This window comes from Catenovulum sp. 2E275, from assembly GCF_025515275.1.
Taxonomy (GTDB): Bacteria; Pseudomonadota; Gammaproteobacteria; order Enterobacterales; family Alteromonadaceae; genus Catenovulum.
On the sequence record NZ_JAOPFU010000020.1, the window covers coordinates 16,803 to 29,933 of the forward strand.

The window sequence follows — 13,131 nt, forward strand, 5'->3', positions numbered from 1 at the left end:
TCTGCTTTTATTTTAATACTCAGTGAACCTAACTAACCGCCAATGCGATTAAAACAAATAAAACTGGCTGGCTTTAAATCTTTTGTTGATCCAACTACAGTGCCTTTTCCTGCTCAGATGACGGCTATTGTTGGACCAAATGGATGCGGTAAATCTAATATTATTGATGCGGTTCGCTGGGTGCTGGGCGAAAGCTCGGCCAAAAATTTGCGTGGCGATGCCATGACTGACGTTATTTTTAACGGCTCCAGCGCTCGCAAACCCGTTTCTCAAGCCAGTATTGAACTTATTTTTGATAATAGCTCAGGTCGTTTAGATGGCGAATATGCCAAATATAATGAAATTGCGGTTAAACGCAGTGTTAATCGAGATCCGACCGCTCAATATTATTTAAACGGCAATAAATGTCGTAAAAAAGATATTACGGATTTATTTTTAGGCACGGGTTTGGGGCCTAGGTCATATTCTATTATTGAGCAAGGCATGATCTCTCGGCTCATTGAATCCAAACCTCAGGATTTAAGGCTGTTTATTGAAGAAGCTGCCGGTATTTCAAAATATAAAGAGAGACGACGAGAAACAGAAAATCGAATTCGTCATACCCGAGAAAACCTTGAAAGACTAGAAGATGTAATTAGCGAGCTACAACAGCAGCTTGAAAAATTACAACGTCAGGCCGCTGCGGCAAAGCGCTATAAAGATTTAAAACAAAAAGAACGCCAATACAAAGCTGAGCTGAATGTTTTAAAGTGGCAACGATTAAGTGCTCAAGCCGATCAACTCAATGGCAAAATTAATCAACTTGAACTTGAATTAGAACAATTAATGTCGAGTCAGCGCGGTGATGAAAACCGGTTAAATCAACTTAAAATTGAGCAGTTTCAGGCAAGGCAAAAAGTTGAAGATATCACCCAAACCTTATTTAAACATGCTCAGGAAATCAGCCGGGCAGAGCAAAATTTGGTGCATTTAAAAGCGCAAAAAACTCAGTTAATTCAACAACAAAATAAAAATGTATCAGAGCTGAATCAGCTTCAGGATGAAATTAGGCTAGGGGAATTAAACTTAGCGCAAAGCCAGCAAGCATTAGTGGAACTTGAGCCTGAGTTAGAGTTTTGTCATCAAACATTAGCAGAGCTTGAGCATAATATTATTTTAGCTGAGCAAACTTATAATCAGGCAAATCAACTTTGGTCTGAGCAGTCTAAACATTTTTATCAGGTACAAACCCAACTCAGCAGCCAGCAGCAATCGTATCAGGCAATTGAGCAAAAGTTGATAAGCGAAAAACAGCGTTTAGATGTCAGTAAAAGCAGGTTTACAAATTTAACGCAACAACAGCAAAGTGGTCACCTTGAACAAATTTCAGAAGAAAAGAGTATTGCGCAAGCTCGCTTCGAAGCAATACAGGAACAAATTACACAGACGCAAGATCAACTACAGACTGATTTGTCTAATGGCAGAACAAAACAGCGACAACTGCAACAATTAACCGGTGAGTTACAAAAACTCGATGGTCAAATTGCCTCATTAAATTTATTGATTACTAAACAAACCAAACAAAATCATGGTGAAATTAATCAATGGCTAAATCAGCATAATATTTTGCAGCCAGACGAGTTATTTCAAAAAATAGAAGTAGAACCAAACTGGGAATTAGCACTAGAAACGGTATTAGGCAATTGGCAAAAAGCGCTGTTAACTGAACACAGTTTACCTTTATTAGCCGAGCAAGCACCGCCACAAACTTTATATCTTGTTTCGCAAGATGATGCTTTAAACTTGGCAAGTAAAAGTTTTGAATTAACTGATGCATCCCAACATGCAAGTTTAGCGGAAAAGATAAATGCGCCAAAGGCGATTAAAACTATGCTGGCCCATATTGCGGCGGTGGATGACGAGCAATCCTATAACCAAGTTGCCGAATTAATTAACTCAGCAGAACAAACGCAATTTAGCTCTGTTATCAATCCTAAAGGTAACTGGTACGGGCGCGGTTGGCAGGTTTTTTCAGCGCAAGAGCAGGATAATATTTTTGCACTTAAACAAGAGTTAGAGCAGCTTTATCAGGCGACAAATGTTTTGCAGCAGCAAATTGACGATTTAGAACAAGCGCTTGAATTAAACCAACAAAATACTCAGCAATTAGAGCAAACCTTAGCCGAGAAAAATCAAAATTTACAGCAAACTCAACAGGCTTTATTTAGTTTACAGAGCCGTTATGACAGTGAAAAAAATAAAATAAATTACCAGCAGGAGCAGCAAATTCAACTTGAACAGGATATTGAAAATATTGAAGTTTCAATTGAAATGGATAGCGAAAAACTGCTGGATTTAGAAGCAGAAATTGAGTTAACCAGCCAAAAACTAGCTGAATTTGAAGATAATCATCAAGCCAATGAAACCAATAAACAAGCTGCACAACACAAATTGTCAGACTTACAAAAGCAGCGAGAAAACCAGCAACAGCTTGAATATCAAAGCAAACTTAAACTAGAGCAGGCAAGGCATCAAATTCAAACACATCAGGTAAAACAAGATAATTATCAGCAAAAGTTAACTGAAATCATCCAAGATCAGGAAGAAATTGCAGAAAAGCTTGTCGAAATTGAAATGCCGCTAGAAACTGAGCAACAAAACGCACAGTTATTAATTGAACAAAAAGCACAAGCTGAGTTACAAAAAACTGAATTTGCCGACAAACTGGCCGAGGTTGAGTTATTACTGGCAGAGATTGAAAAAGGCCAGCATGGTTTGTTTTCAAAGCAGCAAAATCTAAAAGATGAAATTAACCGTTTACAGCTGGAACAGGAAGGCTTTAGAGTAAGAGCTCGCTCTGTTTTAGAGGTGTTAAACGATTTAAATACCAGTTTAAAACAGGTACTCGAAACGCTGGATGAAAATGCCGAAGAAACCCTGTGGCAGCAAGAGTTAGATAAAACCACACAAGCAATTAATCGCTTAGGGGCTATTAATTTAGCTGCCATTGAAGAATATGAGCATCAAGCTGAGCGTAAACATTATTTAGATGCTCAGCATCAGGATTTAATTTCTGCGTTAACGACTTTGGAAGATGCGATCCGTAAAATTGATCGGGAAACTAAATCACGTTTTCGTGATACATTTGAAGCGGTTAACCAAGACTTGCAGCAGCTATTTCCTAAAGTATTTGGCGGTGGGGCAGCTTGGCTTGAATTAACCGATGATGATTTATTGGAAACCGGCGTCACAATAATGGCTCGACCTCCGGGTAAACGAAATAGTACAATTCACTTACTTTCCGGTGGAGAAAAAGCGCTAACCGCATTATCATTGGTCTTTGCAATTTTCCGGCTGAATCCGGCACCATTTTGTATGCTGGATGAAGTAGATGCACCATTAGATGATGCGAATGTGGGAAGGTTTTGCCGTTTGGTGCAAGAAATGTCATCATCTGTGCAGTTTATTTTTATCTCACATAATAAAATCGCAATGGAAATGGCGACTCATTTAGTGGGCGTGACTATGCAAGAACCGGGTGTTTCGCGTATGGTTGCGGTAGATATAGATAAAGCAATTGAATTAGCTGAACTGGGCTAGTTAAATAAAACAACTCAAATAAAAATAGGTAAAAAATGGCTGAAGAATTACGTATTGTTTTTATGGTGTTAGGCTTAATTGCCATTATAGCTTTAGTTGTACATGGTTTTTATACTGTACGTAAAAATAAAAAGGCCGCCGAGCCTGATTATGAACCACAATCAGCACCGGAAGATGAGGTTGAATATGTGTCGAAAGCTCGGGTTGTTGGTCGCCGTGACAGTGCAGAGCCATCAACTGCTGCAACAGCAAAGCTTGAAACTGAGGCTGACAGCAACTCATCTAATCCAAATAAAAAGTTTTCGTTAAAAGATGGAATCAACCGGATTAAAACTGATAAACCGGTTGAAAAAGAAAGAGTTGAACCTGATTTTGGTGACACTCAACTGCAAATGAATTTACCGCAAGATGATTCAAGCATTGAATCTTTTAATGCGGCTGATGAAGAAGTTGATATTTCTGAGCAATTATTAGAGCGCGAATCCGGGCTTGAGGAGCAGCCAGATTTATTGGAACAGGCTGAATCAGACAATAGCGCGGACATTGCAGAATCAGACTCTAAAGCACAAAATACCAGCGCTCAACCACAAGAAGTTTTAATTTTAAATGTAGTCGCTGCCGAAGGTCAGGTGATGTCTGGTGCGGTATTATTGCCAACCTTATTAACTTTAGGGTTTAAGTTTGGTGAATATAATATTTTCCATCGCCATGAAGATGAATCTGGCGAGGGCGAAGTATTATTCAGCTTAGCTAATATGTTTAATCCGGGCACGTTTGATATTGATAATATTGAGCAATTTACGACTCAAGGGATTTCATTATTTTTAAGCTTGCCGGTTGCCGCAGATTCCACCGCGACTTTTAATATGATGCATAACGCCGCGAAAAAAATTGCCGCAGAATTTGACGGGCAAGTGTTAGACGGCCAGCGCAATTTATTAACCCGCCAAACGTTACAACATTATGTTGAGCGTATTCGAGAGTTTGAGCGTAAGCAATTGTTAAGATAACCCTGATAACGCTTTTATTTTTAGAAAAAGGGCATAACGGTTTAGCTGTTATGCCCTTTTTTCATTTTTCTTCAATAAAAGTGTCACTTAATTTTCGGTTTATCGTCATATCTGACTGTTAGTTTTTAAACAAATGAGATTGTGTCTCATTTTTAATTTAATGCCAACAACAGGAATGGACTATGAAAATAAAACAAGTTGCGTCAGCCATAGGGTTAACCCTTGCGCTTTCTGCTCATACATTTGCCAGTGTACTGCCAGACGCTCAATCACAAAGTGAATGGTATACCAGCGCTCAAACTAAGCTATCAGACAAAGTTGCAGGCTCACAAACAGAAATCAAAACAAAAGCTAAAAACGTGATTTTATTTGTTGGTGATGGCATGGGGATTTCAACTTTAACTGCGGCACGTATTTTAAAAGGTCAGTTGGACGGAAACTCGGGTGAAGAAGGTTATTTAAGCTTTGAGATGTTCCCGTACTCTGCACAGGTTAAAACTTATAATGTAGATGCACAAACCCCTGATTCTGCCGGTACGATGACAGCGATGATTTCAGGTGTAAAAACCGATGTTGGTGTGATTGGGGTAGACGAAGACATTGTCCGTGGTGATTGCTCAACTGTTGCCGGTAATGAATTAGTTACTGCCACAGAACTCGCTGAAATTAGAGGTTTAGCTACTGGTTTAGTTTCAACTGCACGTATTACTCATGCGACCCCAGCGGCCACTTATGCAAAATCAGCAGACCGAAACTGGGAAGACGTTTCTGATATGTCAGAAACAGCTGTTACCGCTGGTTGTGAAGATATTGCCTCTCAATTAGTTAATTTTGAAAGTAATTTAGAAGCTCGTTTTGCGGGTGTAGATGTTGATGGCATTGACGTGGTTATGGGCGGTGGTCGTCGTCACTTTTTACCAAAAGACGAAGCTTATAACTCAAATGATGCTGTAAGCTCAGTTGAGGGTGATCGCACTGATGGCCGTGATTTAACTGCTGAATGGCAACAACAATATCCGCAAGGGGTTTATGTAACAGACCAAACCGGATTTGATGCGATTGCCGATGATACAACCAAAGTATTTGCTTTATTTAATGAATCTCACATGCAGTATGAAGCCGATCGAGCTAATGATGTGGCGGGTGAGCCATCATTATCTGCGATGACAACTAAAGCGATCGATGTATTAGCTAAAAATGAAAAAGGCTTTTTCTTAACGGTTGAATCTGGCCGTATTGATCATGCGCATCACGCAGGTAATGCTTATAACGCCTTAAGCGATACAATTGAACTGGCTAAAGCAGTGCAGGCTGCTTATGACAGTACAGATCCAGAAGAAACTTTAATTTTAGTAACAGCCGATCACAGCCATGTATTTACTATTGCTGGTTATCCAAAACGTGGTAATCCTATTTTAGGTAAAGTGGTTGCTGTGGGTGAAGATACGCCTACACTGGCTAACGACGGCATGCCTTATACCACAGTTGGTTATGCAAATGGCTTAGGTTTTAGAGACTTAGGAGCAGAAACTGACGCAGATGCTGCTTATAATGAAGCTGCTGTAGCCGGGCGTATTAATTTAGACGGTGTTGATACACAAACACCGGGTTACCATCAGGAAGTTACCGTACCGCTTAGTTCTGAAACGCATGCTGGTGAAGATATTTCACTGCACGCCACAGGCCCAGGTGCTCATTTAGCTCAAGGTGTCATTGAGCAAAATGTTGTATTCCACATTATCGACCAAGCGCTAGAACTAACAGAATAATGGTGACCAAAATGAATAAAATTAAATTACTTCCGCTGGCAATTTTAACCAGTTTAACGGGCTGTTCAATTGATTTTTCAACTGATTCAGACAACGAAACTTTAACAGTCGCAACTCAGTTAGAAGTTGGCTCAGAGCTATGTATTAACGGTGGTACACAAACTTTATCTGGTGATGATACCAATGACAACGGCGAGTTAGATGCAGACGAAATTGAAGATACAAAGGTTGAATGTAATGCACCAGAAACGTCGTTATCTAGCGAGCAACTAGCCAGCTTAACCAATAATCAATGGTTTAAAGATGCACAGGCAAAAGTATCAAGCAGCCAGACAAATCGTGAAACAGTCGCAAAAGAATCAGGTAAAGCTAAAAATGTGATTCTTTTTGTGGGTGATGGTATGGGCGTTTCAACTGTGACGGCTGCGCGTATTTTTGCTGGTCAACTTAACGGTAAACAAGGTGAAGAGCACCAGTTAAGTTTTGAAATGATGCCATATTCAGGTTTTGCTAAAACCTATAACGTAGATGCACAAACGCCAGATTCAGCCGGTACGATGACAGCGATGATCTCAGGTGTAAAAACGGATGTTGGTGTCATTGGTGTTGCCGAAGGCGTTGAACGCGGCGATTGTGCTTCTGTAGACGGGCAAGAATTAGTAACCGCCTTAGAACTGGCTGAAATTGCCGGTAAATCAACCGGTATTGTAACAACGGCGCGTATTACTCATGCGACCCCTGCGGCCACTTATGCTAAATCACCGGACAGGAACTGGGAAGATAATGACGATATGCCACAAACTGCAATTGATGCAGGTTGTGAAGATATTGCAGCTCAGTTAGTTAACTTTGAAGCTAATTTAGAAGCCAGATTCAGCGGCTTAGATGTTAACGGGATTGAAGTGGTGATGGGCGGTGGTCGACGTCACTTTTTACCTAAAGATGCTGCGTTTAATTCAGCCGATGCGGTTAGCTCAGTTGAAGGTGATAGAACGGATAGCCGAGATTTAACGGCAGAGTGGCAAACTCAGTATCCGCAAGGTACTTATGTAATGGACAAAACCGGTTTTGATGCCATTGCAACAGATGCATCTAAAGTATTTGCTTTATTTAACGAGTCACACATGCAATACGAAGCTGATCGAGCTAATGATATTGCCGGTGAGCCATCGTTATCTGAAATGACAGCTAAAGCGATTGATATTTTAGATAATAACGATAACGGATTTTTCTTAACCGTTGAATCGGGTCGTATTGATCACGCTCACCATGCCGGTAATGCTTATAACGCATTAAATGATACGGTTGAACTGGCTAAAGCAGTACAGGTTGCAATAGATAATACCAATGCTGAAGAAACACTGATTATTGTCACAGCCGATCACAGCCATGTATTTACTATTGCTGGTTATCCTAAACGTGGTAATCCAATTTTAGGTAAAGTGGTTCCGGTTGGTTCTGATGAACCATCATTAGCTGACGATGGTATGCCTTACACTACTGTTGGCTATACAAACGGTTTAGGTTTCAGAGATTTAGGTGATGAAACGGATGCTGAAATGTCTTACTTAGAACCTGCTGTAACTGGCCGAGTAGATTTAACTGGCGTTGATACTCAAGCCCCAGGTTTCCATCAGGAATCATTAGTACCACTTGGCTCAGAAACTCACGCTGGTGAAGATGTTGGTGTTTATGCAAGTGGCCCAGGTGCACATTTAGTAACAGGGACAAATGAGCAAAGCTTAATTTTCCATGTAATGGATTTTGCATCTGATTTAGTTTCGAGTGCTGATGCAGTCGTAACTGAATAATTATTTTTGGATTTTTGAAGAAGAATCACCCGTGTTAACACGGGTGATTTTGTATTTTAAGTTTTGTGAGTGATACAGTGAAAAAATTAATTACAATTGCCGTGATGTTAGTCAGCAATCATCTTTATGCGAATACCAACTCTAGTTGTGTGCAGTCATCCAGCCAGATTAAAGCCCAGTACCAAATTACAGAAAGCCAGCAAAATCATCAACAAAGCCGCGAGCTAACTTTATGGCGTAACGGTGAGCAAGTTGCGCATCAAAGCGATAACATAGTTGAGTTGTGGCAACATTTAAAAAATAATCAAATCAGACCCATTCGCTATTTTACCGAACATAAACGTGGCATTGAGTATCAGCCGTCAGAAGTTACGGGTAAACAAAGCTGGAGTGCTAAATACCAATTATTAGACAAAAAACTGATTGATAAAATGAAATTAGTTTCTGAGCAAGGGCAGGGTTGTGATAAATCACAGTTGTTAGAATTTGCAGATAAAAACATTAAAATTAAAGTTAACTGGTTACCAGAACTGCAATTAGCTCAATCTATTCAAATCAGCCAAGGGCAATATGCCAGAGAGATTAAACTGCTTTCAAAAAATACAGATAAAACTTTAATTAATCAACAATTTAAACAGTGGGATTTATATCAAACTACAGATTATGCTGATGTCGGCGACAATGAAAATGATCCGTTTTTAGCCAAAATGATCAATCAAGGATTCATTGAGCATGGAGCAACCGGATTTTATAATCAAAACGGTGAAATGCTTCAGGGACATGGTCATCACCATTAACTAAGTTATTTATCCTTCTTTAAATTACATAGTTATATATAGAATACGATAGTTATCGGTTAAAAATATCCCAAATAAAAAAACAGCCTAAATCATAGGCTGTTTTTACTCGAGTTTAATTGTTGCTTTATAAATTTTAGAAGCTCAGGTTAATAGACATCCCTTTGATATCTATGTTCTTTAATAAGTTTATTCATATAATCATTAACTCCGGTTTCATCTAAACCGCTGTGTATTGCAATGACTTCACGTATGGCTTTATCTACATCAGACGCCATCCGAGATGCATCACCACAAATATAAATATATGCCCCGTTTTCAAGCCATTGGTAAAAATCTTCACCGCGTTCAAGGATCAGTGTTTGTACATATACTTTTTTATCTGTATCACGAGACCATGCCAAACTTAAATTGGTTAATAACCCCTGAGTTTGCCAGTTTTCTATTTGTTCTCGGTATAAATAATCTGTTGCTTGATGCTGATCACCAAAAAACAGCCAGTTATTTCCTTTAGCTTCACGCATTTCTCGCTCTTCTAAAAAGGCTCTAAAAGGCGCAATTCCAGTGCCCGGACCAATCATAATTAATGGTGCATCATCGTTTGCCGGAATGTGAAAATGAGCAGACGACTGAACATAAACCCCTAAATTTCCACCTTCAGCCAAACGCTTACCCAACCAAGTAGATGCGACACCTTTACGCGCTTTGTCTGCTAAATTGTAGTGAACTTCACCAACTGTTAAATGCACTTCTCCCGGATGGGCTTTAGGGCTAGAGGCAATCGAGTATAGTCTTGGTTGAAGTGGACGCAAACCGTTAACAAACGTTTGAGCATCAATTTCTGGTTTAAGTTGAACCAGTACATCGTATACTTGCGCACCTTCTGGTGCTTGTGTTAAGCCCCAAGTTTCCAGTGCTTTTGCATTAACCGTATGAATATCTAGTTTGGTTTGGAGTAGGGTTTTTAAAGCTGCACGGCCAGATTTTAATTCGACAATTTCTTTACCGCTAAAACCTGAAGCGCTGAGTAACTCTTTAACTTCTTGCGGACAGTTTAGTGGCCAAACCCCTAAAGCATCACCAACTGCATAATGCATATCTTCACCGCCACCGGCTAATGATATTTCAATGTGGTTAACGCATTTTGCCGAGGCTTCGTCGCTTAATTGTTCAACCGCAATTAAATTAGCAATAAATGGGTGATTTTTTGTGTAAACCGGTTCATCTTCTTCGTCGTTACTGGCTGTACTGGTGGAGCCTGCTCCTGCTGCAGATGCAAAAACTTCGGTTTTAAATACATCCTGTTTCCACTGGGCGTAATCGTCTTCAAATGCTGCATCACAACTCATTAAGCCGTAACAAGGCGTCGCACCTAATTCAACTAAACGTTGATGCAAATCAATTGCACATTTATTAAAGTGGGTATAACTTGAGTCGCCTAAACCACATACACTAAAATTAACGCTGGCAGGGATTGCTGCTGCATCACTTGCCATAATGGCATTGTAAAATGCTTTGGCATTATCAGGTGGCTCACCTTCACCAAAAGTAGAGCAAATAATTAATACGTGTTGCAAACTGGCTAAATCTGCTGGGGTAATGCTGTCTAGTTCAGCAATGCTGGCTTCAAACCCTTGGGTTGCCGCAAATTTTTTCATATCTTTAGCCAGAACTTCACAGTTACCAGACTGAGAGCCGTAATAAATAGCTAAAGGTGTACCTGGTATTTCTTCTTTTGCTCCAGCGTTGGCCGCTGATGCGATTGTGCTAATGCCGGTTAATAAACCACTTAACCATTGACGCTGTTCTGCATCAAATGGTGAGTTTTCTGGTAACTCTACGATTGAACCACTTCCAGCATGCGTGCCGATGACGGATGAAAGTTGTGTGAGGAGTGAGTTTGACATAGTATTCCCCTGATAATTAATCTGCTAAAAGAATGGTTTGAAGTTGTGTTTCGTCATGGCGGCGGCTAAAAGCTAAAAATGCTTCTCTTTCTTTGCGGGTGGCCAGATAATTTCCAACTATTTTTTCTGTTAAACTGCAAACATCTCGTGCGGCGATTGGACCACATAAAAAGCGAGCTAAACCGCGATCTGTATCTGTTCCACCACCGATAAAGATGTTATAACCTTCGCTGCCGTCGGGCGCTGCTGTACCAATAAACCCTAGGTCACCGATATAATGTTGAGCACATGAGTTAGGGCAGCCGGTTAAATGGATATTAATGGGTTGATCTAATTCAAATCGAGCTTCTAAATGTTCGACAATTGCGGTGCCATCTTGTTTAGTGTAAGCGTTAGCGAGTTTGCATCCCCAGCGACCAGTACAAGCTACGGCACCAGCGGCAAAAGAGGTGGCTGAAACCCCTAAACCTAAAGCTTCAATTGCCTGACAAGCTGCAGCAACATTTTCATCCGCTACATGGGGAATTAACAGGTTTTGCCAAACGGTTAAACGCACATCGTTTTGGCCATATTGTTGAGCTATTTTTGCTAAGCCGTGCATTTGCTCTGGGCTTAAATAACCTAATTTAAGCGCAACCCCTATGTAATTTAAACCCGGTTGTGATTGTGGATGCACGCCAATATGACCTTGGCGGTTAACTGGTGGGCGAGGGGCATCAAATTTTTCAGCTAATGGAATCAGTTCAACACCGTTGCCAAAACTGTTTAATTTTTCCTGAATTCGCTTGCAAACCCAGTCAAATCCATGTTCGTCTAAAACATATTTGAATCGGGCTTTTTTGCGGTTTGTTCTGTCGCCATGTTCTAAAAACACTCTTAAAATTGCCATCGATATTTCAGGTGTTTGTTCTGGCTTGCAAATAAATCCGGTATCACGGGCAAAATCTTTATGGCCAGTAATACCACCTAACATCAAGCGACAATAAATACCCGGCTCGACATTTTGATCGTTTTCTAAAACTTTAACTGCAATAAAACCAACGTCATTAGTATCGGCAACGCAAGAGATAGAGCCAGAGTTATCAAACGAGAAATTAAATTTACGTGGCAACCCGTGCATATCGCGAGTATTTAAAATACGATGGCTTAAATCTAATCCATATTTGTGTAAATCAATTAACTCAACTGGGTCAAAACCTGCGGTAGGAGAAGCTGTAATGTTACGCGCGCTGTCTGCACCTGTTCCTTTACAGGAAAGCCCCATATCATATAAAGCGGCAAATAAATCGAGTACTCGGTTGGGGGCAATTTCGCGAATTTGAAAGTTACCGCGTGTAGTTACATGGGCATAACCACCGCCAATATCAGCCGCTACATCGGCTAATCTAGCTAATTGATCACCGCGTAATTTACAGGAAGGAATTCTTAAACGGCACATATAACCAGGGCTATTAGGCTCTACGTTAAAAATACCGTAATGGCGAAACATAAATTGGGTAATGCCTTCGGCAATTTTGTTGGCGTCATTGTGTTTAACAATGTCATCCCAGATGTCTAAAACATGTGTTTCGTATTTAGCTCTTTCTTCTTTACTGAGGTCTTCAACCTGTGTTCCCCAAAACGTTTGTGGGGGTTCTTCTTGGTCCGCCTGCTGGCCTCCACCTACAGCAAGGTGGATATTAAGTTTTACCAACATCTCAGCCAGATATTTCTTCTGTTCAGCTGAAAAGCCTTTTTGTTCAGTTGTCGGAATAATCATGTGATCCGCAATTTTGGTCACTTTAGACAAGAAAATATCTCCTTTGATACTTACTAATCGATGTATCAATCAAATAGTTGATTGATACCTAGTGTCAGAATTGCAATCAATGTGCCAAATACTTCAGTTTGCTTTGTCTTTGCAGGCTAATAAATCAATTTTAATATCAATAAAATAGCTTAAATTTTAATTCAATTTGGTCGGAATGAGTTTTAACTGTGTATTTGTTATAATATAAATTATTGTTATTTATATATATTTTTTGTTTTTGGTGTGTGGGGATTAGTCTTGTATATTTAGGATAGTCCCCGTTTAAATTTTCTCTAAATTTTGTAAAACATAGAATTTTTTGTCATTAAAGGTCAATAATTAATCAAGTTTGAAACTAATTAAATCGTACTTATGCACTAGCAGTTAACCAATAGTGCACTAAATTGGTTAACTTCATAAATATCTTTTCATAAAATCTATATTTTTTGGAACCATATCAACTCAAACC

Annotated in this window: 7 protein-coding genes; 5 read left to right on the forward strand and 2 right to left on the reverse strand. The window is 39.8% G+C overall.

Annotated features, from left to right (window positions below; genetic code table 11):
* Positions 1 to 42 precede the first annotated feature (42 nt).
* The 5 genes from smc to N7931_RS10955 all read left to right on the forward strand — a co-directional run bounded on the left by smc (position 43) and on the right by N7931_RS10955 (position 8,966).
* A complete protein-coding gene (gene smc, locus N7931_RS10935) occupies positions 43 to 3,579 on the forward strand; it encodes a chromosome segregation protein SMC (protein ID WP_262794021.1) in 3,537 nt (1,178 codons plus the stop codon).
* A gap of 35 nt (positions 3,580 to 3,614) precedes the next feature.
* Positions 3,615 to 4,589, forward strand: coding sequence for a cell division protein ZipA (gene zipA, locus N7931_RS10940; protein WP_262794023.1), 975 nt, complete (start codon positions 3,615 to 3,617; stop codon positions 4,587 to 4,589).
* A 182-nt stretch (positions 4,590 to 4,771) separates the two neighbouring features.
* Positions 4,772 to 6,358 carry an alkaline phosphatase gene (locus N7931_RS10945; RefSeq protein ID WP_262794025.1) on the forward strand — a complete coding sequence of 529 codons (1,587 nt, stop codon included), beginning with the start codon at positions 4,772 to 4,774 and terminating at the stop codon, positions 6,356 to 6,358.
* An 11-nt stretch (positions 6,359 to 6,369) separates the two neighbouring features.
* Positions 6,370 to 8,169: an alkaline phosphatase gene (locus N7931_RS10950; protein WP_262794027.1), complete on the forward strand. Its 1,800-nt coding sequence runs from the start codon at positions 6,370 to 6,372 to the stop codon at positions 8,167 to 8,169.
* Positions 8,170 to 8,246: 77 nt separating this feature from the next.
* Positions 8,247 to 8,966, forward strand: coding sequence for a hypothetical protein (locus N7931_RS10955; RefSeq protein WP_262794029.1), 720 nt, complete (start codon positions 8,247 to 8,249; stop codon positions 8,964 to 8,966).
* 149 nt (positions 8,967 to 9,115) lie between these two features.
* Here N7931_RS10955 and N7931_RS10960 read toward each other — a convergent pair whose 3' ends face one another.
* Together N7931_RS10960 and N7931_RS10965 are read right to left on the reverse strand one after the other, a co-directional pair.
* Positions 9,116 to 10,873, reverse strand: a complete 1,758-nt coding sequence (locus N7931_RS10960; RefSeq protein WP_262794031.1) for a sulfite reductase flavoprotein subunit alpha — start codon at positions 10,871 to 10,873, stop codon at positions 9,116 to 9,118.
* Positions 10,874 to 10,889: 16 nt separating this feature from the next.
* Entirely contained in the window at positions 10,890 to 12,653 is a 1,764-nt protein-coding gene (locus N7931_RS10965) for a NirA family protein (protein WP_262794083.1), read from the reverse strand.
* Positions 12,654 to 13,131: the final 478 nt, after the last annotated feature.